Annotated in this window: 27 protein-coding genes, 1 tRNA gene and 1 riboswitch; of the genes, 7 read left to right on the top strand and 21 right to left on the bottom strand. The window is 42.3% G+C overall.

The window, feature by feature from the left end:
* Positions 1–33 precede the first annotated feature (33 nt).
* The 16 genes from CYQ88_RS09735 to CYQ88_RS09660 all read right to left on the bottom strand — a co-directional run bounded on the left by CYQ88_RS09735 (position 34) and on the right by CYQ88_RS09660 (position 12,657).
* Positions 34–693: a cytochrome c1 gene (locus tag CYQ88_RS09735; protein WP_101841164.1), complete on the bottom strand. Its 660-nt coding sequence runs from the start codon at positions 691–693 to the stop codon at positions 34–36.
* Positions 694–1,926 carry a cytochrome bc complex cytochrome b subunit gene (locus CYQ88_RS09730; RefSeq protein WP_101841163.1) on the bottom strand — a complete coding sequence of 411 codons (1,233 nt, stop codon included), beginning with the start codon at positions 1,924–1,926 and terminating at the stop codon, positions 694–696.
* Positions 1,926–2,537: a ubiquinol-cytochrome c reductase iron-sulfur subunit gene (petA, locus tag CYQ88_RS09725; protein ID WP_101841162.1), complete on the bottom strand. Its 612-nt coding sequence runs from the start codon at positions 2,535–2,537 to the stop codon at positions 1,926–1,928. Before petA ends, CYQ88_RS09730 begins: the two co-directional genes overlap by 1 nt.
* A 269-nt stretch (positions 2,538–2,806) precedes the next feature.
* A complete protein-coding gene (locus tag CYQ88_RS09720) occupies positions 2,807–3,547 on the bottom strand; it encodes a Nif3-like dinuclear metal center hexameric protein (RefSeq protein WP_101841161.1) in 741 nt (246 codons plus the stop codon).
* 73 nt (positions 3,548–3,620) lie between these two features.
* On the bottom strand, positions 3,621–4,922 hold the full coding sequence (hisD, locus tag CYQ88_RS09715) for a histidinol dehydrogenase (RefSeq protein WP_101841160.1): 1,302 nt from the start codon (positions 4,920–4,922) through the stop codon (positions 3,621–3,623).
* 19 nt (positions 4,923–4,941) lie between these two features.
* A complete protein-coding gene (gene hisG, locus CYQ88_RS09710; RefSeq protein ID WP_101841159.1) occupies positions 4,942–5,568 on the bottom strand; it encodes an ATP phosphoribosyltransferase in 627 nt (208 codons plus the stop codon).
* Positions 5,569–5,600: 32 nt separating this feature from the next.
* On the bottom strand, positions 5,601–6,857 hold the full coding sequence (gene murA, locus CYQ88_RS09705) for a UDP-N-acetylglucosamine 1-carboxyvinyltransferase (RefSeq protein ID WP_101841158.1): 1,257 nt from the start codon (positions 6,855–6,857) through the stop codon (positions 5,601–5,603).
* Positions 6,857–7,087 carry a BolA family protein gene (locus CYQ88_RS09700; RefSeq protein WP_101841157.1) on the bottom strand — a complete coding sequence of 77 codons (231 nt, stop codon included), beginning with the start codon at positions 7,085–7,087 and terminating at the stop codon, positions 6,857–6,859. Before CYQ88_RS09700 ends, murA begins: the two co-directional genes overlap by 1 nt.
* Positions 7,088–7,108: 21 nt before the next feature.
* On the bottom strand, positions 7,109–7,876 hold the full coding sequence (locus CYQ88_RS09695) for an ABC transporter permease (RefSeq protein ID WP_233188862.1): 768 nt from the start codon (positions 7,874–7,876) through the stop codon (positions 7,109–7,111).
* Positions 7,876–8,802: an ABC transporter ATP-binding protein gene (locus CYQ88_RS09690; RefSeq protein WP_101841156.1), complete on the bottom strand. Its 927-nt coding sequence runs from the start codon at positions 8,800–8,802 to the stop codon at positions 7,876–7,878. The genes CYQ88_RS09695 and CYQ88_RS09690 overlap by 1 nt, the downstream gene beginning before the upstream one ends.
* A 68-nt stretch (positions 8,803–8,870) precedes the next feature.
* Positions 8,871–9,200 (bottom strand): lipid asymmetry maintenance protein MlaB, encoded by a 330-nt coding sequence (locus CYQ88_RS09685; RefSeq protein ID WP_101841155.1) that lies wholly within the window; start codon positions 9,198–9,200, stop codon positions 8,871–8,873.
* 2 nt (positions 9,201–9,202) lie between these two features.
* The gene (locus CYQ88_RS09680) at positions 9,203–9,850 is read right to left on the bottom strand and encodes a phospholipid-binding protein MlaC (protein WP_101841154.1); all 648 of its coding nucleotides are present in this window, start codon (positions 9,848–9,850) and stop codon (positions 9,203–9,205) included.
* A gap of 2 nt (positions 9,851–9,852) precedes the next feature.
* Positions 9,853–10,320, bottom strand: coding sequence for an outer membrane lipid asymmetry maintenance protein MlaD (mlaD, locus tag CYQ88_RS09675; protein WP_101841153.1), 468 nt, complete (start codon positions 10,318–10,320; stop codon positions 9,853–9,855).
* A 28-nt stretch (positions 10,321–10,348) separates the two neighbouring features.
* Positions 10,349–11,134 (bottom strand): lipid asymmetry maintenance ABC transporter permease subunit MlaE, encoded by a 786-nt coding sequence (gene mlaE, locus CYQ88_RS09670; protein ID WP_101841152.1) that lies wholly within the window; start codon positions 11,132–11,134, stop codon positions 10,349–10,351.
* On the bottom strand, positions 11,131–11,937 hold the full coding sequence (locus tag CYQ88_RS09665) for an ATP-binding cassette domain-containing protein (protein ID WP_101841177.1): 807 nt from the start codon (positions 11,935–11,937) through the stop codon (positions 11,131–11,133). The genes mlaE and CYQ88_RS09665 overlap by 4 nt, the downstream gene beginning before the upstream one ends.
* A 114-nt stretch (positions 11,938–12,051) precedes the next feature.
* Entirely contained in the window at positions 12,052–12,657 is a 606-nt protein-coding gene (locus tag CYQ88_RS09660; RefSeq protein WP_101841151.1) for a hypothetical protein, read from the bottom strand.
* 132 nt (positions 12,658–12,789) lie between these two features.
* Between CYQ88_RS09660 and CYQ88_RS09655 the strand changes: the two genes are divergently transcribed.
* The 7 genes from CYQ88_RS09655 (at position 12,790) to mgtE (ending at position 18,272) form a co-directional block, all read left to right on the top strand.
* A complete protein-coding gene (locus CYQ88_RS09655; protein WP_369827564.1) occupies positions 12,790–13,809 on the top strand; it encodes a calcium/sodium antiporter in 1,020 nt (339 codons plus the stop codon).
* Between the two features lie 6 nt (positions 13,810–13,815).
* The gene (locus tag CYQ88_RS09650; RefSeq protein ID WP_101841150.1) at positions 13,816–14,349 is read left to right on the top strand and encodes an HAD family hydrolase; all 534 of its coding nucleotides are present in this window, start codon (positions 13,816–13,818) and stop codon (positions 14,347–14,349) included.
* 51 nt (positions 14,350–14,400) lie between these two features.
* Entirely contained in the window at positions 14,401–14,991 is a 591-nt protein-coding gene (gene lptC / locus CYQ88_RS09645; protein ID WP_101841149.1) for an LPS export ABC transporter periplasmic protein LptC, read from the top strand.
* Positions 14,992–15,008: 17 nt separating this feature from the next.
* On the top strand, positions 15,009–15,584 hold the full coding sequence (gene lptA, locus CYQ88_RS09640) for a lipopolysaccharide transport periplasmic protein LptA (RefSeq protein ID WP_101841148.1): 576 nt from the start codon (positions 15,009–15,011) through the stop codon (positions 15,582–15,584).
* 3 nt (positions 15,585–15,587) lie between these two features.
* The gene (gene lptB / locus CYQ88_RS09635; RefSeq protein WP_101841147.1) at positions 15,588–16,310 is read left to right on the top strand and encodes an LPS export ABC transporter ATP-binding protein; all 723 of its coding nucleotides are present in this window, start codon (positions 15,588–15,590) and stop codon (positions 16,308–16,310) included.
* 115 nt (positions 16,311–16,425) lie between these two features.
* Positions 16,426–16,761: a ribosome hibernation-promoting factor, HPF/YfiA family gene (gene hpf, locus CYQ88_RS09630; RefSeq protein ID WP_101841146.1), complete on the top strand. Its 336-nt coding sequence runs from the start codon at positions 16,426–16,428 to the stop codon at positions 16,759–16,761.
* A gap of 149 nt (positions 16,762–16,910) precedes the next feature.
* On the top strand, positions 16,911–18,272 hold the full coding sequence (gene mgtE, locus CYQ88_RS09625) for a magnesium transporter (RefSeq protein WP_101841145.1): 1,362 nt from the start codon (positions 16,911–16,913) through the stop codon (positions 18,270–18,272).
* A gap of 314 nt (positions 18,273–18,586) precedes the next feature.
* On the opposite strand, the gene CYQ88_RS09620 is transcribed toward mgtE, so the two are convergent.
* The 5 genes from CYQ88_RS09620 to CYQ88_RS09600 form a co-directional block, all read right to left on the bottom strand.
* Entirely contained in the window at positions 18,587–20,164 is a 1,578-nt protein-coding gene (locus CYQ88_RS09620) for a peptide chain release factor 3 (protein WP_101841144.1), read from the bottom strand.
* A 326-nt stretch (positions 20,165–20,490) separates the two neighbouring features.
* Positions 20,491–20,565: riboswitch (cyclic di-GMP riboswitch) on the bottom strand.
* A 77-nt stretch (positions 20,566–20,642) separates the two neighbouring features.
* The gene (locus CYQ88_RS09615; RefSeq protein ID WP_101841143.1) at positions 20,643–21,314 is read right to left on the bottom strand and encodes a response regulator; all 672 of its coding nucleotides are present in this window, start codon (positions 21,312–21,314) and stop codon (positions 20,643–20,645) included.
* Positions 21,315–21,331: 17 nt separating this feature from the next.
* Positions 21,332–22,750 (bottom strand): ATP-binding protein, encoded by a 1,419-nt coding sequence (locus CYQ88_RS09610; RefSeq protein WP_233188861.1) that lies wholly within the window; start codon positions 22,748–22,750, stop codon positions 21,332–21,334.
* A gap of 297 nt (positions 22,751–23,047) precedes the next feature.
* Positions 23,048–23,124: transfer RNA gene (locus CYQ88_RS09605), tRNA-Ile, on the bottom strand.
* Positions 23,125–23,302: 178 nt separating this feature from the next.
* Positions 23,303–23,506 carry a helix-turn-helix transcriptional regulator gene (locus CYQ88_RS09600; protein WP_101841142.1) on the bottom strand — a complete coding sequence of 68 codons (204 nt, stop codon included), beginning with the start codon at positions 23,504–23,506 and terminating at the stop codon, positions 23,303–23,305.
* Positions 23,507–23,840: the final 334 nt, after the last annotated feature.

Here is a 23,840-nt window from a genome sequence, read left to right as displayed (position 1 = left end):
AGCGGGCTTTTAAACTAAACGGAATATTTGCGATTAATGCTTCACATCACGCCAATATTCTTTTTTCAGTAGATAACTGAGAATAATCAACACTAATAAGAAGGCTAGCACTTTCCAACCTAAGTCATAGCGTTGTAACTTCGCTGGCTCACCAACATACTCTAGGTAGTTTGCAATGTCACGTGTTGCCTGCATATAATCCTCAGGCTCAAAATGACGCTGCATATTTTCTAGAACATGTGGCATAGATGTCCCTTTCAGCAGCTTATTATCCCACTCACCAGTATGCTCATCTAATTCAAAACCTCTTAAGAAACTATAGATATAATCCGTTCCTTTTAAACGAGCCATTAAAGAAAGATCAGGTGGTGTTTTACCTAGGACTTGCTGACCAACGCCAGGCATCATACGAGTCATGACATTATCAACAGGCTTAACAACGTTTTTACCCATCTCAGAAACAGCCGTTTCATTATCCCAACCAATATCACGTGCTATACGGTTATAGCGCATGTATTTGGTTGAATGACATGCCATACAGTAGTTTGAAAACAAAACCGCACCGCGCTGCAATGAGTCTTGATCCGCTAAACTATTGTTGGCTTTTTCCAATTGAATGGCACTGCCACCTGACGCTAAAACCACCCCTGGAAGTGCGATTAGTAGTGTTAAGATCGAAAAGATTCTTTTCATTTAGCTAACCCTCTCTGGTACAGGTTTGGTTCTTTCACTTACCGAAGTAAATGGCAGAATAATAAAGAATAAGAAGTAGGTTGCAGTAAAGATACGTGCTAACTTGGTCAACTCAGGCGTTGCAGGTTGTGTTCCTAACCAACCTAACACAACAAAGCTAACGACCAACATGGCTAACAATACTTTATAAGAAGCCCCTCTGTAGCGAATGGACTTAACCTTACAACGATCTAGCCAAGGCAAGGTAAACAACACGGCTATCGCGGCCCCCATTGCTACGACTCCTAATAACTTATCAGGAACCGCTCTCAATACCGCATAGAAAGGTGTGAAATACCAAACAGGCGCGATATGATCAGGTGTTTTAAGTGGGTTAGCAGGCTCAAAGTTAGGCTTTTCAAGGAAATAACCACCGCCCTCAGGCATATAGAACACCACCATTGCAAAGAAGAACAAAAACACCGACGTTCCAAATAAATCCTTAACAGAATAATATGGGTGGAATGGAATCCCATCAATCGGCAGCCCTTGGTCATTTTTGTATTTTTTAATCTCAACACCATCTGGGTTATTCGACCCGACTTGGTGAAGTGCAACAATGTGCATAAAGACTAAGATAATCAATACCAATGGCAAAGCAATAACATGCAAGGCAAAGAAACGGTTAAGAGTGGCATCAGAGATAACAAAATCCCCACGAATCCACACTGCCAAATCTGGCCCTATCACCGGAATGGCACCAAACAAGGAAATAATAACCTGGGCCCCCCAGAATGACATTTGACCCCAAGGCAATAGGTAGCCCATAAAGGCTTCAGCCATTAACACCAGGAACAATAACATCCCGATTAACCAAATAAGTTCTCGAGGGTTCTTATAAGAGCCATAGAGTAATCCACGCATCATGTGCAGATAAATGACAATAAAGAACGCCGATGCCCCAGTTGAGTGTAGATAACGAATTAGCCACCCCCATTCAACATCACGCATGATGTACTCGACAGAATTAAAAGCTTCTGCAGCACTTGGCTTAAAGCTCATGGTCAGCCAAACACCCGTTAAGATTTGATTCACTAAAACCAATAGCGCTAATGAACCAAAAAAGTACCAAAAGTTAAAGTTCTTAGGTGCGTAATACTGGCCGACATGTAAATTCCACGTACTCACCAATGGGTAACGTGCGTCAATCCAAGCCAACAATGAATTTTGTGGTTTATTTTCCTGAGATTGCATTAAGCCACTCCTTCTTCTGGGTCTTCGCCTACACGAATAACCGAATCAGATAAATATCGATATGGTGGGACTTCCAGGTTTTTCGGTGCCGGTACGCCTTGGAAAACACGTCCTGCTAAGTCATAAGTTGACCCATGACAAGGACAGAAAAAACCACCTTTCCAACCCTCAGCCATATCGGCGGAGTTTTCTGCTGGACGATATAATGGTGCACAACCTAGATGAGTACACACCCCAATTACGACCAGAATTTCTTCCCGAGTAGAACGGTATTCATTTTGACAATATGCAGGCTGATCTGAAGCCTCAGACATAGGGTCACGCAAATCTGCGTTTATTGAAGGTAATAGTTCAAGCATTCTTGGGGTACGTTTGACGATCCAAACTGGCTTACCACGCCAAGAAATTGTTAGCATTTGTCCAGGTTGAAGCTGACTTAAATCGGCTTCAACAGGTGCGCCTGCTGCTTTTGCTTTTTCACTTGGCTGCCACGAACTAACGAACGGAACGGCCAAAAATGTTGCGCCCGCTGCACCGACCACACCCGTAGCGGCAGTGAGGACTTTGCGGCGAGTTAAATTTTTCACTTCTTGTTGCTCATTGGACGACATAGAGACTTCCTCTTTTGTCTAAATATTATTTTTCTAATTAATCAAGTAAACACTGATTACCTTAGCAATTTGACCAGTATCAATTTTAATTGGTAAATTCAGGCTAAACATCATACCAAAGCCTTCATACGGATAACATCAATATTTTTTCCCGTCCCTTAAAAAATATTTTATAAGCAGCTATAAGTAAAAAATAACCACTTGAATATCAATAAGCTAATGAAATGTTTCCGCCAACTTCAGTCTCATTTCAATGGGTAATAAAACCCTCAAACTGGGTTAAAAACATCGACAAACTGCACATCGAGTGAAAATTGTTGCACCAAATGTTCACCCAGCGCCTTAACCCCTAACATTTCGGTGGCATGATGGCCTGCCGCTAAATAGTGAATTCCGCATTCCTTTGCTTGGTGCGTGGTTTGTTCTGACACTTCCCCGCTAATGTAAACGTCAGCTTGCCAATCAACTGCGGTTTGAATGCTATTTTGAGCGCCACCACTGCACCAAGCAATGGTTTCAATGGTTTCTGGCCCACCAGGCAGGTGTAATGGCGCTCGGTTTAACGAGACGGTGACCCGATCGATTAAGTGATCAATCGTCATTGGGGTTTGCAATCGTCCAAGGCGAACCAGTCCCGGTTCTGGCGTTATATCCTCAATCCCCCATAATTTAGCCAACATGGCATTATTACCTAGCTCAGGGTGAGCATCCAGTGGAAGATGATAGCCCAATAAATTAATATCATGTTGCAACAAACTTTTAATCCGTTTTTGCTTCATACCAACAATAGGCAAAGGTTCATTTTTCCAAAAAAAACCGTGATGGACGAGAATAGCATCGGCATTCTCTTCAATAGCGGTCTCGATAAGGCTTTGACAAGCCGTTACCCCTGTCACGATTTTTTGAATATGTTCTGTTCCCGACACCTGCAACCCATTCGGTGCATAGTCCTGAAATTGGGAAACCTGCAAGAACTCATCCAAATATCGAATTAAGCGATCAATCTGCACTTCATCTCTCCTCACTATTCTTTAGGCAAAAAAAAATGACCAGGTCTGGTCATTTTTTTTATTCAGTGGTCGATTAAGACTTCACTCGGTAGCGTGCTGACGCCGCATGTGCATGCAACCCTTCTCCGTCCGCTAAAACTCCAGCAACCTTTCCAAGGGTATCAGCACCTTCTGCTGAGCACATGATCAAGCTTGAGCGTTTCTGAAAGTCATGCACTCCCAAAGGAGATGAGAAACGCGCCGTACGAGATGTTGGCAAGACATGGTTAGGACCGGCACAATAGTCCCCAATAGCTTCAGCCGTATAACGCCCCATAAAAATAGCACCCGCATGACGAATTTTTGGCAATAGGGCCTGAGGATCAGCGACAGATAACTCCAAATGCTCTGGCGCAATTTTATTTATCATTTCAATGGCCTGGTCTTCACTATTGACAACAATGACAGCCCCGCGGTCATTAATTGCTTTGGTAATAATTTCTGAACGAGGCATGGTTTTGACCAAACGCTGCATGCTCTCAATCACTTGATCGGCAAAAGCTTCATCTTCTGTGACTAAAATAGATTGCGCATCTTCATCATGCTCTGCCTGAGAGAATAAATCCATTGCAATCCAGTCTGGGTCAGTCTGACCATCACAGTACACTAAAATTTCTGATGGTCCGGCAATCATATCGATACCAACTGTGCCGAACACTTCCCGCTTAGCCGTTGCAACAAAAATATTCCCCGGCCCCACGATTTTATCAACAGCAGGCACAGTTTCAGTTCCATAAGCCAACGCGGCAACGGCTTGTGCGCCCCCTAAAGTGAAAACACGATCCACTTCACAAATGGCCGCTGCAGCCAATACCATATCATTGACTTCGCCATCTGGCGTCGGCACGACCATAATAAGTTCTTGCACACCCGCCACTTTAGCTGGTATGGCGTTCATCACCACAGAAGAAGGATAAGCGGCTTTTCCACCAGGCACATAAAGACCTACGCGATCCAGACAGGTAACCTGCTGCCCAAGCATAGTACCATCGGCTTCAACATAACTCCAAGATTCAGAAATTTGGCGTTCATGATAAGCCTTGACTCTTTGAGCTGATAGCTCCAATCCACTACGCTGATCCGCAGGAATGCGTTGCAAGGCAGCTTGCAGTTCCGCTTGTGGAATTTCTAATTGAGACGCATCCGTTATGGATAAACGATCAAACTTAGCCGTATACTCCAATAAAGCCGCATCCCCTTGCTCACGAACGGATTTTAAAATCTCTTTTACTGTGGTATTCACGGATTCATTTGAAACCGTTTCCCATGCGAGTAATTGATCCAATTGTGCGTCAAAGCCTTCTGCATCGGCCGAAATTTTTGTAATATTTAACATCAATCTATTCCTCTTCCCGTCAGATCGCCAGTCTAAATTTTTCGACAATTTCATTTATTTGATGAAATTTCGTTTTGTAAGCATGCTCATTGACTATCAACCGAGAACTGATATCAGCGATATGCTCTTCTGGCACTAAACCATTCGCTCTTAAAGTATTTCCGGTATCCACTAAGTCAACGATTTTATCAGCCAAATCAATCAAGGGTGCAATTTCCATCGAACCATAGAGTTTGACCAAGTCAACCTGCTCCCCTTTTTCGGCATAATAAGATTTTGCCGACTGAATATATTTAGTCGCTATTTTTAAGCGGTGACCATGCGGTTTTGCATTCTTTGGCCCAGCCACCATTAGCTTGCATTTAGCAATTTGCAGATCCAACAATTCATTTAGATTATCCGATGGCGCTTCCATCAAAACATCCTTACCAGCGACGCCAAGATCCGCAGCACCATGAGCGACATAAGTTGGCGCATCGGTCGCTCTGACAATCAACAACCGAATATGATCATGATTGGTGCCAATAATTAATTTTCGACTCTTACTCGGATCCTCTAACGGCACTATCCCTGCCGCCTCCAATAAAGGCAAAGTATCTTGGTAAATGCGCCCTTTTGATAAGGCAATGGTCAGTTGATCTGTCATGATTCTATCTTCATCTAATAGTTGTTTTGAGTTTAATTGGCTCGGTAAATATGTGCGCCCAATTTATGAAATTTTTCTTCGATCAATTCATAGCCGCGATCAATATGATAAATGCGGCTCACGACCGTTTCACCTTCGGCAACCAATCCCGCCAAAATGAGACTCGCGGAGGCTCTTAAATCAGTGGCCATAACAGGCGCACCGACCAATTTATCAACGCCATGCGTGGTTGCCGTATTGCCTTCTACATCAATTTGCGCGCCCATTCGAGTTAATTCGGAAACGTGCATAAAACGATTCTCAAATATGGTCTCTTCCACGGTTGCTTCGCCCTCAGCTAGACAATTCATCACCACAAACTGTGCCTGCATATCGGTTGGAAAGCCTGGATAAGGGTCTGTGACAAGATTGACAGGCTTCAATTTCCGGCCACGCATATCGAGTGTAATGGTGTCTTCAGTGGTTTCAATGAGTGCACCTGCCTCGGTAAACTTGTCTAATACCGAAGTTAAATGCTCTGGAATCACACTTTTGACCGTGACCCGACTGCCCGTTAACGCGCCCGCAGCGAGATAGGTTCCCGCTTCAATACGATCCGGAATCACTCGATAATCCACTCCAGTTAATCGCTTTACGCCCTCGATAACTAAGGTGTCCGTTCCAATGCCGGTAATTTTAGCGCCCATTGCATTCAGAAAATTCGCCAAGTCAGACACTTCCGGTTCCATCGCCGAATTTCTTAAAATGGTTTCGCCTTCTGCCAGTACCGCCGCCATCAACAGGTTTTCAGTCCCAGTTACCGTTACCGGTTCCATCGTAATGTCCGCGCCTTTTAGCTTGTCGGCTTTGGCAATAATATAACCTTGCTCAACTTCAATCTCAGCACCCATCATTTCCATACCCGTAATATGAATATTGACAGGACGAGACCCAATAGCACAACCGCCCGGCAAAGACACCCGCGCCTCGCCAAATCTCGCCAGCAAAGGCCCCATTGCCAGAATCGACGCACGCATGGTTTTCACCAATTCATAAGGCGCTTCTTTCGTGGTGATGGTTGACGCATCAATTTCAATATTGAGCGACTCATCAAACATCACCTCAACGCCCATGGTTGCCAATAATTGAATGGTTGTGGTCACGTCCTTCAGATGCGGGACATTCGATAAGGTAACTGGGGTTTCGGCTAGCAGGCACCCCATTAAAATCGGCAACGCAGCATTCTTTGCCCCGGATATATGAACCCCGCCATTCAGTTGGCATGGTCCCTCAATGACTAATTTATCCATTATTGCGACGACTCAGGCAATCGGGTTTTAATCGAAAGCGCATGCAGCTCTCCAGATTCAAATTCCGCTTTAAAAATATCGTTAACCATACGGTGACATTGCAATGGGCTTTTCCCTTTAAAAGCGGAACTGGTCACTTCAATGACAAAGTTACAGTCTTCACCACTGGTAGTGACTTGAGCATCTTCGATCTGTTCCTGAATCTTGGCTTTTATTTTTTCTGGCGACATAATAAAACTCTACTATTGGATTTAATGGCGTATTTTAACGCCTTTGTATAATAAAATCAGGTTAATCGCGGTAACAACCACAAAGAACAACAGGGTAACCGTTAAACTAAAGCCCACCGATACATCAGATTGATTAAAAAATCCAAATCGAAAACCGTCTACCATATAGAAGAACGGATTAAAGTGAGAAAAAACCTGCCAAAATTCAGGCAACGCATGAATCGAATAAAAGACCCCGCTTAAAAAAGTTAACGGAATGATAATAAAATTTTGAAACGCGGCCAAATGATCGTACTTATCCGCCAAAATCCCTGCCAGCATACCAACGCCACCCATAATGGCTGCACTGAGTATCGCAAACAACAGAATCCACATCGGCGACTGCCATGTAATGTCAAACCCAAGAATCCCTACAACCAGCACACCGACACCAACCGCCAGGCCTCGAATAATGGATGCACCGACAAAGGCTAAATATAACTCCAAGGGGGAAATCGGGCTAAGCATGACAAAAGTCAGGTTGCCATGCATCTTGGACTGAATCAAACTGGAGGACGTATTCGAAAATGCATTCTGCAAAATCGTCATCATCACCAAACCGGGAATAATAAACTGACTATAGCTTAAGCCCGTATAAACATCCATACGCGCTTCAATCACCTGACCAAAAATCAATAAATACAATAAAGAAGCGACCACGGGGGCAAAGATGGTCTGCACCGCGACGGAATAAAAACGTCGCACCTCTTTCATAAATAATGCCCAACATCCAATCCAATTCATTTGCATTATTCCGCCTCACCCGTTAAATCTAAAAACACTTCTTCAAGCGTGGCATTACGACTGGTCACATCTTGTACATCGAACCCAGCATTTGCCAACCATCCTAACATGGGATTTAAAGGCATATCTTTTTCCAACTTAAACAAAACGCCATTGGCATCCTGTTCAACATAAAGATCCCGCAATACTTCAGGAAGTTGGTTGACGTCAAACAGGCTAGAAGATGGTGTCACCCTTAAATAACGGTAGCGATGTCGAGAAATAAGTTCAGAGGTGGTTTCCAACGCTTTTAGGTTGCCCGATTTAAGAATCGCCACCTCTTCACACAAGGCTTCAGCCTCTTCTAAATAATGGGTCGTTAAAATAATGGTATGGCCTTTTTTATGCAAATCCTTGGTAAATTCCCACAAGGTTTTCCGTAAATCGACGTCAACACCTGCCGTTGGCTCATCTAACACCAACACCTGTGGCTGATGCACCAATGCCATTGCAATCAACACACGGCGCTTCATTCCACCCGATAATTCATGCGTTAAAGCATCTCGCTTATCCGATAACGCTAATCGCTCCAATAACTCATCAATCCATTTTGACTGCGCCGGCCCCTTTAACCCAAAGTAGCCACCTTGAATGGTTAATAAATCTTTAATGGAAAAAAAGGGATCTGAAATCAGTTCTTGAGGCACAACGCCCAGCGTTCGCCTGGCTTGACGATAGTCTTTAATCACGTCATGACCGTTAACATGAATTGAACCTGAAGTGGGCTTAACCAGCCCAGCCATGGTATTAATCAAAGTCGACTTACCAGCGCCATTGGGCCCCAATAGTCCAAAAAAACAACCAGGCCTGACATCAAATGAAATTGACTTTAATGCCGACAGGTCACCATATTGCTTGTGAACGGCCTGAAAAGAGACTGCGGGAGTAAGCATAACGTTATCTAAACCTTAAATAATATCAAATGGCGTTTTCTTCAAAGCCAAGATGGAAAAACATGGAATCAATGGGCTGCTGAGATTTCAGAATCTTCAGGAAATGTGAATAAGTCTGACAAACAATATAAATCAACCAATACTTTGAGTGAAGCCGGTAAACGAATCAATGCTACGGGACTACCCAGCTTTGACTGTAAGAACAGCAACAATGCCAAACAAGCCGAATCTCCGGAGGTAATCGCCTGACAGTCAACCTTAGTAATCGGTTGTTCTAACGCCTTAATCCCATTTTTATAGAGACTGGCAACCGAGTCCATGTCAATAATTCCAGACAATTTTAATAACTCGCCTTCAACGATGGCGGTTGTCTCTTTTGACGGATTGACAACTAACAAACCTATTCCCCACTCACAATAATTTGAGACTGTTTGTTTTTTTGCTGCAATGATGCTATCACTTCATCAATGCCTTTCTTTTGGAACTCTGATGAATATGACTTGCGATAATTTAATAACATGCTGATGCCTTCAATGGAAACATCGTAAAGAAACCATTTTTGGTTATCACCATTTAAATACAATCGATAAACCACTTTGGTGACATTCCCATCATCCTGAGTCACCTCAGTTGTAACCGATACTCGCCCTTTGTGCGTTTCAATCGCATTTAACACGGTCATACTCGTCACATCCAACTTTAAAATACTGGTTGAATAGGAGCGCAATAAGGTATTTGTAAAGGCGTCAATAAAGGCATTCTGTTGCGCCTCTGAAGCTTGCCGCCAAAACTGAGCCATCACATAACGCGCCATTTTAGGGGTATCGATATAAGGTAAGACATACTCATCTGCAAACTGCTTGATGGCCGCAGGGTCGGTCTCAAATTTTTGCCGGTTCAGTTCAATTTGGTCAATTACCGTCTGAGATAGCTCTTGAACTAACTTCTTGGGGTCTTCTTGTGGGATGTTGCTAGCTGTCGACACCGCTGAATAAAACAGCAACATCATCAAAAAGGATTGTAAAAAATGTCGGCCTTTGAATAGCATAGTTATTCTCCACTATCTGCAAACTTAGTAATAAACTGGCCAATTAGCTCTTCTAATACCAAGGCGGGTTGCACCAAATCAATTTGCGACCCCTCTGTTAAATAGAGATCATCTGCACCCGGAGTCAGGCCTATATACTGATCACCCAACAACCCAGATGTCAGAATGGATGCTGACGTATCAATCGGCAATTCATTAAAGTCAGAATCAATGTTCATCACAACCCGCGCTTGATAAGTGATCGGATCCACTGTAATGGCTTCAACGCGCCCAACAACGACACCACTAATTTTAACAGGCGCACGCACTTTCAAACCACCAATATTACTGAACAGCGCATTGACTTTATAGGTTGGCTTGTCTGTCAAGCCTTCAAAATTACTCACCTTTAAAGCAATGACTACTAAAGACGCTAATGCAAATAACACAAAAGCCCCAACCCATACTTCTACAATTTTTTGACGAGTCATTTTATATTCCCAACGATCAATCTGAATTCTAACTAAACATTAAGGCTGTCAGAACAAAATCCAACCCCAAAACCCCTAAGGATGAATGTACCACGGTTTTGGTAGTGGCACTACTAACACCTTCTGAAGTAGGCGTCGCGTCATACCCTTGATACAAGGAAATCATCGCGATCAAGATCGCAAACGCAATGGATTTTACAATGCCATTCATGACATCATCTTGCCAATCCACACTTTGTTGCATTTGTGACCAAAAAGCCCCTTCATCAATTCCTAACCAGCCAACACCAACCAAATAACCACCCAATATCCCCATTGCAATAAACATGAGAGACAACATAGGCAAAATCAATATAGCGGCACAAAACCGAGGCGCAAAAACAAACTTCAACGGATCTACCGCCATCATCTCCAAGGCCGATAGTTGTTCAGTTGACTTCATTAACCCAATTTCTGCTGTTAAAGCCGATCCTGCACGCCCCGCAAACAATAATGCCGCGACCACTGGCCCTAACTCTCGTAACAAAGACAAAGCGGTCATGGTGCCGACCGCTTCCTCTGAGTTGTAATCAACCAGCACGTTATAACCTTGTAAGCTCAGCACCATCCCGACAAATAACCCGGCGGTTAAGATAATGGGCAAGGATAAAACTCCGGCAAAATACATTTGCTTAATCAATAAGTCGAGTCTTAGAAACGCAAAGGGTACAGCAGGAACCAATGAGCCAATAAAAAAAGTTCCTCTACCGAATTGACTCATCAACTCCAATGCGCTCTGGCCTAGCTTTGCTAAGAAACTTGTAAACGCATTCATTTCATTAAATCCTGTTGGTAAGACCCAGTTGGATAGTCGTAAGGCACTGGACCATCTGGCAGACCCTTTAAAAATTGCTGAACATAATCCGAACTAGACGACATTAATGACTTGGCAGATCCTTCGGCGACCACCTTGCCTTCTGACAAAACGCAAGCATAATCCGCAATCGACAAAACCTCATCCACATCATGAGAAACCACTACGCTGGTTAAGCTCAAATTATCATTTAGTTTTCGAATAAGCTCAATCAGCACCCCCATGGTAATTGGATCCTGGCCAACAAATGGCTCATCATAAAAAATCATTTCGGGATCGAGCGCTATCCCTCTGGCTAACGCCACCCTTCTTGCCATCCCTCCGGACAACTCGGAACTCATTAAATCCTTTGCGCCCCTCAAGCCCACGGCTTGTAGCTTCATTAACACGAGAGGACGAATCAATTCTTCAGGTAGCTGCGTGTGCTCCCGAATAGGAAAGGCCACGTTATCAAACACATTTAAATCGGTCAACAAGGCGCCACTTTGGAAAAGCATTCCCATTTTGCGACGCATTTGATACAGTTTTGACCGCCTTAATTTATGGATATTTTCACCCGCAACCCAAATCTCACCCTTATCCGGCTTTAATTGCCCCGCTATCAACTTCAAAAGAGTCGTTTTTCCAGTTCCACTCGGCCCCATAATGGCTGTCACTTGTCCTTGTGGAATCGATAAATTCAAACCATCAAATATTTTCCGCTCTCCCCTCGAAAAGGTAAGATTCTTAATTTCAATTAATGGCTTAAGGTTTTGTTCGGTCAACGGGTTTTCCTTATCAAAAAATAAAGTCAACTGACTTGGAGTGAGGTGAAACACCCCCTACATACTTGCGTAAATCCAGTCAAAACTAGGCGAAGAATTTTAACAGATTTTAACTCAAAACCCCATGACTTCGGCAATTATCTTCAGGTTTTGAACCGACTCAATGGCGAGCGCTTCATCTGCCACAATAAAATGGGCTTTTTCCAAATCTGGTGGCAGTGAATCCATAAAGGATTGAAGACAGCTGGATTGCATTTTGCCTTCTACCGGTAAGTTTGAAACATATCCCAGTGGGTACCCTGAACAAACTTCACCGTTATAGTGCCAGCGCCAACCCGGCAGTGACTCTGTTTCTGAAAATAAAGTCACATGAAAATCATTCAATTGATCTGGCAACGACTGTGCTGTATCAATCATTAAAATGCCTACAGCCATTGATTGAAAATGGGACTTAATCGCCGTAAACTGTTTACCAGTTTGCTCAACAAAAGAGGCTTTCAGCTCAAAAAAGAATTCAAAACCCTCACCTTCCAGCGCTTCAGCAAAATCGATTAGTTGCTGCTCAGTCCACGCCAACCATTGCGTTTCAGGTACCAACACACAATTAAAATAGTGACTGTAGTAATCCAACTGCCAATCAACTGGCAGATCTTCGGGAAAAAATGACTGCCATGCCTGGTTTGTCCAACTACGCGTACCAATGCTCAAATTTTCAATCACTCAAACCACCTTTCAATAACACCACCATACACTCTAAAACTGTTCAATGTACCCACAGCAAGTTCAATGACCACTTATAAACAATATTTATTTTATCTATAAAAAAATATACAATACGAACCATTCTTTTAAATGGCACATGTTGAAGGTGGCGCCCAGTTTATGTTTTTGTCGGTTATTTTACCACTATTCACCCTTTTTTTGGGTCTTGCACTATTGGTTTGGAGTTCAGACGTTTTTATTGACAGTGCCGCCAGTGTTGCCCAACATTTAAATATTGCCCCCCTTATTATTGGTGTCGTCGTACTTGGTTTTGGCACCTCCGCGCCTGAAATGCTGGTTGCCATCCTAGCTGCATTCAACAACAGTCCTGGCTTAGCTATCGGAAACGTCGTTGGTTCCAATATTGCGAACATCGGCCTTATCCTTGGAATAACTGCCATTGTCTCCCCAATTATCATTAAGTCTTCTTTACTAAAACGAGAATTCCCGATTCTGTTAGCCATCTCGGTTATCGGCATCTTGCTCATGCTCGACAATGACTTAGATACGCTTGATGGAATGATCCTCATTGTTTTGCTGGTTCTCGTCATGGGGTGGATGATTCACGCCAACCGCACAGTTTGCCCAACAGACCCTATGTCCGAAGAAACACTTGAAGAATTAAAAGAGCACCCCAAAATGGGACTCAAAAAATCTTGGCTACTCCTATTTACAGGCCTGGTCATTCTGATAATGAGTGCCAAAATGATGGTTTGGGGAGCGGTTGAAATTGCGCACTTTTTTGAAGTCCCAGAAATGATTATTGGTCTAACCATTATTGCAATCGGCACTAGCTTGCCAGAACTAGCAGCAGCTATCAGCGCGGCTCGCAAGGGCGAAGCTGATCTTATGATTGGTAATATCATCGGATCAAACCTCTTTAACTTATTGGCTGTCCTATCAATGCCTGCGCTGATAGCGCCGTCATTAATCGAAACCACCACCCTTATCATTGATTACCCTATTATGCTTGCCTTAACGCTCGCTATGCTCTTAGTTGCGCTTCCACGTAAGGGGCGTGCCGTCATAACCCGAACCGAGGGAAGCCTTTTATTAATCAGTTTTGTGGGTTACATGTTACTATTATATTTTCGCGCAATTAATGGTTAACTCCCTATGTCATTTGAAGCAGAAATTACTGAAAAAGCTCAACAGATTCAATTACTCATTTTAGATGTTGATGGTGTACTAACCGACAATAAGCTCATCTATGGCGACGACGGCCAAGAGTACAAAGCCTTCTATACCCGTGATGGACACGGCATGGTGATGCTACAAAAGAGTGGCATTGAAATTGGAATTATTACCGGCCGAACCTCACCACTCACCCAAAAGCGTATGCAGGATTTAAAGGTCAAGCACCTCTATCAAGGCGTACCCGATAAGCTTCCGACTTTCCTTGCGCTTGCCGAAGAACTCGGTTTAGAGATGAAGCATATTGCCTATATTGGCGACGACATTTTGGACCTGCCAATTTTAACAAGAGTTGGCCTGTCTGCCTGCCCTAAAGATGCTGATAGTGAGGTGATTCCAAGAGTGGATTATGTTTCCCGCTTTAATGGAGGGCAAGGCTGCGTTCGAGAGCTCTGCGAACTCATCTTAAAATCCCAAGATCGATGGCAATCCCACATGGATTTTTATTTAAGATAGCCTTTAAGTGACCACTTGCTCTGCTAAACCGATTGCGCAAGGAATAATCTGATGAAAAAAAGATTGCCCGCCATTTTATTATTTTTGTTATCCGTTACAACCTTGCTCATTGCTTTTAAACAGACCCAGCAGGATAATGCGAAGGAAGCTTTAAACGCCCAGGATATTGCAATCAAACCAACTTGGCAGCTGTACGAATCCACCAGTTGGCAAATCCCGTCAACCTTCCAGACTCAGGCTCAACAAACCGCTGTCTATGCTAATGAAATTCAATACCATAAAAAGTCTCGCCAGAGTTTTTTTAAAGCGCCTTATATTATTGATGACCGCACTGAAAACCGCACCATCTTAACCAGTGAAACAGGGAAAAGCCTCAATGATCAAGTTTTGATATTCAATGGTGATGTCCGGGTTTTTGTTCGAGATAAAACAAACCCGAAAGAAAATAAAACCTTAACCTCGAATGAGATTTCTTATAATACCCTGTCTAAACAAATCACCAGTCAAGTTTTTACTCAAATGACACAAGCAAACACAACAATCAGTGGCACTGGCTTTAAAGCGGACAATGCTTTAGGTACAATAGAATTTTTATCCGACGTCAAAACTCGATACCAGCCTAGTTCGACTCGCCACAATTAGGAATCATAATAAACCGAATGACCAACCTTTCATCTCAACATTTCATTACTTTTTTGGTCATCAGCTTTTTGCTATCAGCCATCTTAACGAAAGGCTATGCAGACACCAATCAGACCACAGAAACAGAGCTGCCAATTGAAATTAAGGCGGATAGCCTTTTAGCCCAAGACAATATTGGCGAAAGCACTTACCAAGGCAATGTCATTATCACTCAGGGTCTGACTGAAATTAAAGGCGAGACAGTCACCATTTTGCATCCTGAGCGCCAAGTCAATCAAGCCATTATTATTGGAAACCCCGCGACCTTTAAAAAATTCAATGAAGATGATCAAACCTGGGTAAATGGCCAAGCTGATCAAATCACTTATTACACAGTCGATAAAATCGTTATCCTTGAAGGCGATGCACACATTAATCAAGCTGACAAAAACAGCATTTCTGGCCCTAAAATCACCTACAACTTAACGGATAAGACTCTATCCGCAAAAGGGACAAAAACCGACAAAAAACGCATTACGGTTACATTCCAACCTGAATCAGAATCGGATACTCCATCAACCCCTCCCCAACCTGATCCGCAAAAGGCCCCCTAAACCATGGCTCATTTTTATGCTCGAAATTTAGCCAAAAGTTATAAACGTCGCTCGGTTGTCAGCTCGGTCAATCTTGACGTAGAAAGCGGTCAAGTCGTTGGGTTGCTTGGTCCCAATGGCGCAGGCAAAACGACCACCTTTTATATGATGACGGGTCTAGTAAACAATGATGCTGGCGAAATTTTTCTTGATGATGTAGAAATCAGTCAAAAAACCATTGATCAGCGCGCTAAGATGGGAATTGGCTACCTACCTCAAGAGGCCTCCGTCTTCCGTAAACTGACTGTACAACAAAACATTCTTGCCATCTTAGAAATGCGCGAAGACATGACTGAAGCCAAGAAATGGCAGCATTATGAAGCCTTGGTTGATGACTTACAAATTTCACACATTACGACACAACTTGGACAAGCACTCTCAGGCGGAGAACGCCGCCGTGTTGAAATCGCCCGTGCACTCGCTATGGAGCCTAACTTTATTCTACTGGATGAACCCTTTGCTGGAGTGGATCCTATTTCCGTTAAAGATATCCAGAGCATCATTCTTCACTTAAAAATGAAAGGGATCGGTGTACTCATCACCGATCATAATGTAAGAGAAACTTTAGGGGTTTGTGACCAAGCCTATATTTTACATGCCGGAACCATTCTTGCCCAGGGCGCACCCAATGAGATATTGGCTAACCCAGATGTCAAACGCGTCTATTTGGGTGATAATTTCAAGTAAAATCCCCGTCTGAAATACCCGGTATATGCTATACTTCAATTAAAGCCCTTCTGGGTCTTTCAGATAAAAAAACTCTCCTAACATCGCAGAGAAAATCAAATAAAGGAGCGATAAAATGCAAATCAATATTACAGGTCACCACATTGAAGTGACTGATCCTCTTCGTGAATACGTCACTGAAAAAATGCAAAAACTAACCCGCCATTTTGACCATGTGACCAACTCACATGTTATTTTGACAGTTGAAAAACAACAGCAAAAAGCTGAAGCAACCGTCCATGCATCTGGCAAAGACCTATTTGCAGAGCACTCTTGCGATGATATGTATGCTTCCATTGATGGTCTTGTTGACAAGCTTGATCGTCAAATTATCAAACACAAAGAAAAAATTGGTAGTCACCACAAAAAATCTGGTGGGGTCAAAAACATGACCACCGAAGAAGAGGCATAAAACCTCTCTCAATCAAAGGGCTTTTTAGCCCTTTTTTTTCGCTAGCTTTCCGAAACGGCATAACATACAATTTCTTCAGTTTAAGCTAAAAACGCTGAAGCATACTGTCGAATACAGTGTTCTGTTAAACCCAATTTAAAGAGTAGCCAATGTCTCAAATTCATACCTCATCAGACAAACTACATATTACAGAACAGCTCTATACCGCGCTCAGCGAACAGAACACTCCCTATATTCAAGAATTACTACAAGGTCTGGTTGCAGAGGAAATTGCTGAAATCCTTGAAGCAACCCCGCCAAAAGAGCGTGATACGCTTTGGGCGCAACTCCCATCTGAAACTCAGGGTGAAATCCTCGGTCATACCAATGATGAAGTTCGCTCACACTTACTAAGCTTGCTTAATCAAAGTGAAATTATTGAACTCACTGAAACCCTCGAAACAGATGATATTGCTGACATTATCCAATCACTACCCGAATCGGATAAAGAAGGCATGCTGCAACAACTTCCAGAGCAAGATAGAGAAGCCGTAGAAACAGCACTCTCTTACCCTGAAGACACAGCAGGGGGATTGATGAGTACCGACTTCATTGCAGTTCGTTCCGATGTAACCATTGAAGTAGTGATGCGGTTGCTCCGTAAAGTCGGATCACTCCCGAATGATATGGTCGACTTAATTGTCAGAGATAGAGATGGGCAGTATCAGGGAACCATTAAGCTGAACGACCTATTGGTGAATGATACCGATACGTTGGTCGCCAACTTAGTTGACCCCAATCGGTTTGCGATCAAAGCACTGACAACGGATAAAGAAGTCGCTCATATTTTTGAAAAGAATGACCTCATTTCCATCGCGGTAGTTGATGAAAATAACTATGTGTTAGGTCGTATCACCATTGATGACGTCGTTGATATTATTCGTGAAGATGCTGAACGAAGCCAAATGCTCAGCGCAGGTCTTGATGATGAAGAAGACTTGTTCGCGCCGCCATTGCGATCCGCAAAGCGCCGCTCATTTTGGTTGGGAATAAACTTATTTACCGCGATATTTGCATCGATTGTCATTGGTTTTTTTGAAGCGACCATTCAACAGATTGTTGCTTTGGCGATTTTAATGCCCATTGTCGCCAGTATGGGAGGCATAGCCGGCACTCAAACGGCAACGATTGTGATCCGAGCCATTGCCACCGGAAAGTTAGGTTCTAAAAACAGTTATAAGCTTATTTACAAAGAAACGTCTGTTGGTGTGCTTAATGGCATCCTATGGGCAATCATGACCAGTTTAGCGGCCGGATTCTGGTTTCAGGATGGTTCGCTGGGACTAATTTTTGGTGCTGCCATGCTAATCAACTTAGTGGCTGCAGCACTGGCGGGAGCAATGATTCCGTTGTTTCTAAATAAGATGAAAATCGACCCGGCACTGGCTTCTGGTCTAATGCTAACAACCGTGACAGACTCTCTTGGCTTTTTTGTCTTTTTAGGACTCGCCACCATTATTTTAAAGGTATAACCTTCGCCTTTATAAAAGCTTAATTAAGCTAGGGTCAACCATATAAACATAGATGATGGCGCCAATCAACAGAGCAATCAAGCCAAGCAAGAACTTTGAACCCGACTTTTTTTGTGTCCGAAAAATATCTTCTTGTCTGCGCTTAAGTTTCATATTGATGGCATACCTATCTTGTTAGATTGAGTGATGACAAAGAACCCAAATTGTTTTTATCATAAAAATAAGGATTCTTTATATAATAAGCTTCTTACTTTACCATTAATTCCTAATAGAATCAAAAGCCCTTAAAAACATAGGGTTAACCCGCTCCAAAATCAGTGCTCCCGAATCGCTACAAACTGCAAATCCGGCCACCTCTCTTCTGTCAGTGTTAAGTTGACTCGTGTAGGCGCAATATAGACCAATTGATCGGCTGCATCATAGGCCACGTTATCTTTAACTTTAGCCAAGAACTTCTCAATTTCAGTCGAAGAACCAATAACCCATCTGGCTGTACTGACATTAACTGGCTCAAAGAAACAACTAACGTTATATTCATCCTTTAAGCGCTGAGCAACCACTTCAAACTGTAAAACACCTACCGCACCCAAAATCAAATCATTGTTGCTAACGGGCCGGAACAACTGGGTTGCGCCTTCTTCTGACAATTGCGTCAGACCTTTTTGCAAGGCTTTCATCTTCATTGGATCTTTCAATTGTGCACGACGAAATAGTTCTGGCGCAAAGTTCGGAATACCAATAAATTTTAGAGATTCATCTTCTGAAAACGTATCCCCAATCTTAATGGTGCCATGATTATGCAAGCCAATAATATCGCCTGGAAAGGCTTGTTCAGCCTGATCCCTTCGATTGGCTAAAAAAGTAATGGCCTTCGAAATTTTGACATCCTTTCCGATACGGACATGTTTTAAACTCATGCCCTTCTGATACTGCCCCGATACGATTCGCATAAAAGCAACTCTATCACGGTGCTTTGGATCCATATTGGCTTGAATTTTAAATACAAACCCTGTTAATTTTTCTTCGTTTGCAGAAACAAACCGTTCTTTAGCCTCTCTCCCCACTGGGGCTGGCGCATATTTTGCAAAACCATCCAACAACTCTTGCAAGCCAAAGTTATTAACCGCTGAACCAAAAAACACAGGGGTTAGCTCACCTTTCAAAAATCCATCTAAATCAAAAGCATGACTCGCACCCTTGACCAATTCAATTTCATCACGCAACTCATCAGCCATCGCGGATCCAATTTTTTGATCTAATTCAGGATTGTCGATACCTTGAATTAATTCGCCTTCGGACGCATTTAATCCATCAGCTGACTCAAATAAACGAATCGTATCGTTTAACAAATGATAAATGCCTTTAAAGCGTTTACCCATACCAATCGGCCAAGTAATTGGGGCGCAGAGAATATTCAAAACTGACTCTACTTCATCCAATAACTCGATCGGCTCCTTCCCTTCTCGGTCCAACTTATTGATAAACGTTAATATTGGGGTATCTCTTAAACGACAAACATCCATTAATTTAATGGTACGATCTTCAACCCCTTTCGCGACATCAATCACCATTAACGCTGAGTCCACCGCTGTTAGTGTACGATAGGTATCCTCGGAGAAATCCTCATGCCCCGGCGTATCCAATAAATTAATCATCACGTCTTTATAGGGGAACTGCATAACAGATGATGCAACCGAGATACCTCTCTCCTGCTCCATTTTCATCCAATCAGACGTGGCTGAACGGTCGGTTTTTCGGCTTTTAACCGCACCCGCCATCTGTATGGCTCCGCCGTAAAGAAGCAACTTCTCAGTTACGGTGGTTTTACCCGCATCTGGGTGTGAAATGATTGCAAAGGTGCGTCTTCGATTGGTTTCCAGCTGAAGCGACATATCCGTGCCTTTTTAGTCGAAATTGATTAGAAATAGCCAGGCCTGGCTATTTTTGGAGGCATTATACTCGATATTCACCTGCCAAACACCTTCAATCACCCCATACATTGGGAGATAAAATCCATTTTGCCAGAAAAAAAAAGGGCTCCATTATTGAAGCCCTAAAAGTTTTCTTCTTGTGTGGTTCCCTCGTCAGAAAAGGGAAGAAGAAAACGGTTGCACTCTGAACAAGGACTAAACTCAATAAAGTAAATACGACCTAGAAATAAGATCTAAAGAATCGAAAAACAAAAATGTACAATAAAAACGAATGTTAAGGTCGTTAATAAGGTAACCCGGCCATCTCATAGAGATCCGTGGCTTTCTGTCTTCGCCTCGCGACGAATTTAGCTTTATCAAATTAAGATAGATTAATTATAACGAAAATATCGTTAAGTACAACCCTAAATTAAAAAAAATTACGCAAAGTTAATATATGTTACTCAGGCACTTCAAATTTGTAACCCACCCCATACACTGAATAGATAAATTCCTTAGAGGACAGCTCATCCGCCAATTTATGCCGCAATTTCTTGATATGACTATCAATCGTCCTATCAGAAACAATACGGTTATCAGGATAAATTTGACGGATAAGTTGGTTTCGCGAATAAACCTGCCCAGGAGAACTGCTCAACAGTTTTAAAATGGCAAATTCGACCATTGAAAGCTGGGCACTACGGCCTTCATAGATCACCTTATAACGAGCTGCATCCAACTGCCACCCTTTTGCCTGCTCTTTCAGTGCTGTGCTACGACGCAATAATGCTTTAACACGCGCCACCATTTCCTTCGGACTAAATGGCTTACAAAGATAATCATCTGCGCCCTGCTCCAACCCTAAAATTCGATCTGCTTCTTCAACTTTTGCCGTTAACAACATAATCGGCACTTGGCTAAAATTACGAATCTGTTGGCACAATTGCAAGCCGTCGACTCCAGGTAGCATAATATCCAACATCACTAGATCAACACTATTCTCTTTTACCCAATCGACCACCCCAATACCCGATTGCATCCAAACTGTCTCAAAATCACAGTTATGTAAATAATCTTTTAGGATTTCAGCAATCTTCTCTTCATCTTCAACGATTAAAATTTTATAAGACATTCCATTTTGCTCTCATTTCAAAGGGGTAACTCAATCACCAAGCTCAATCCGCCCAAGCGTGAAGAATGTGCTGTAATTTTGCCAGAATGCGCCTCAACAATTTGACGCACGATTGACAAGCCTAAACCCGCTCCGCCGTGACGTCTATTGCGAGACATTTCTGTACGATATAAACGCTCAAAAAGCTGACTCAACTCATCTTCAGCAACCCCAGGCTCAGAGTCATTAATTTCTAAAACCACATTGCCAGACTGATTATAAAGCAACACCTCAATCCGTCCAGCTTCATCTGCATGCGTATACGCATCGGTATAAGACAAACTGTTAATCAGCAAATTGGTAATCATCTGCCCGAGCCGGGCTTCATCACCGTTAATTCGATAGTCTCCCTCTTTCACGTCATAACAAAGTAACAAGCCTTTTTCCTGCGCAACCCCCTCAATAGACGCCACTGATTTCGATACCAGCTGCTGAAAATCTAATATCTGCATTTTATAACTCAAACCACCAATATCATTTAATGCCACCTGATAAAAATCCTCAACTAGCCGGCTCAATAACATGACCTCTTCATGAATCTTATGCAGATTCTCAATACTGGCAGGCCGAATACCATCCTCAATCGCCTCCAAGCTACCATGCAAGATGGTTAAAGGCGTGCGTAACTCATGCGAAATATCAGCAATCCACTGATTTCGGCTATGACGACTTTTCTCCAAACAGGCAGCCAAATGATTAAAGTCTTTTTGCAACTGACCGAACTCATCCTGGCGATAAATTGACAAACGTGTCGAAAACTTTCCTTGTGATAATTGACGCATTCCTTGCGTCAATTGGCGGATCGGTTTCATAAAGTGATTCACAAATATCAGTAATAACACAACAATGACGAAAGTTAATAAAACAGCGCCCCAAGTAAAGAATGTAGATTGTTGCTCAGTAAACTCAATATCAGCCTGTTCCGTCAAAGACTGATGATGAGGGTAAGCCACCCAACCAGCAATATCACCGTCAACAACAATCTCAGACATCATTTCATTAGAACCCAGTCCATCACCCCGAATCACTTTTCCATCTCTATTTAACAAACTCACTCTTGTTTCAAATTCATCAGGATGAAATCTTAACAACTGGGGATACTCTCTTTTCAAGAGGATATTCATTGGAATATATGTGTGCGTTAAATCTATACGATAAGAAACCGTCAAAAGCCTTTGCCAAACATCCTCGGATACCCACTCGGTATCAAATAACCCAACTTCATCCATATAAACTTCGAGATTGTTTTTCAAACGATCCAAACGATACTCATCCGCCCTATCAATATATTTAACCATTGTATGGTTCAATAAATATTGGCCGCTCAACAACGTTGCCACCAGCATCGTGACACCAAACGCCATCAAAACCATAATCAGTTTAAATTTTAACGACACAACCGAATCGCCTCCCAAAGTTCATTCATAAATAAAGTCGCAGCCACTCAAAAACAGCTATAAAAATCCTGTCCCCAATAATCGAGACTAAAATATTCTCAAAACGAACAGGCCTGGTTATTTTAAGGTCAAAATCTTAGCAGTCTATAGTTAATCAGATAGATATTATCTTATCAGAAGGTTTGATTATCAGGTTTACTCAACACATAGGGGAACTAAAAAGGGGTTTTGAGCTTGCAAAGAAATAAATTCTTCAGACTAAAACTAACTAATATATTGAATTGTATTAAGAAATAATGGTGCCTCCTCTGTGACTTGAACACAGGACCTACCGATTATGAGTCGGGTGCTCTAACCAACTGAGCTAAGGAGGCATTTTGATAAGTATTCTTTAAACACCTTATGATTAAAGGCATTTGGACGATGCGCATTATAAAGAAACTTGACAAGTTTTTCACCTTTAATTTGACTGTGCCCAAATGGTGCCCACTTTGTGCCCAATATCTTCAGTATTTAAAAATTTTGACCATAAGACTAATCCAGCCAAATGGGTTAATCTTTTTTATATACCAAAATATCATTTGGCGTACATTGCAGCAAATTACACAACTTATTCAGTACTTCAAGGTCAACCCTCTTAGCTTCACCCTTATACAACAAATCAATTGTATTTCGGTGAATGCCTAGCTCTCTTGCAACATCAATTACCTTCAAGCGTTTCTCCGCCATTAATAAATGTAAGTTTGTATTTATCATATTGTCTCCAATTTCAAACGCCTAGACCGCCAAATACATTCTAAATAAACTTTATTCACATTTTCTTATCTAAATACATTGACAATAGCATTTATCGCATATAAAATTCATTTTAAATAAAGTTATGCATATAAAACACAACTTTATTTATATTATTTTTTTAAGATGAGGATATTATCATGAAACACACTTACCTTACTACTGACGAACTTGCAGAACGCATTAAATATAACCCTAAAACAATTAGAAATGTTTTGAAGGATAGTGTTTTACTTGAAGGTAAACACTACATCCGCCCTTTTGGCCAAAGAAAGATTCTCTTTATTTGGGAAAA

Source organism: Hydrogenovibrio sp. SC-1 (genome assembly GCF_002848135.1).
Taxonomy (GTDB): Bacteria; Pseudomonadota; Gammaproteobacteria; order Thiomicrospirales; family Thiomicrospiraceae; genus Hydrogenovibrio.
The sequence above is the reverse complement of the archived record's forward strand: the minus strand, read 5'-3'. Positions and strand labels throughout refer to the sequence as shown.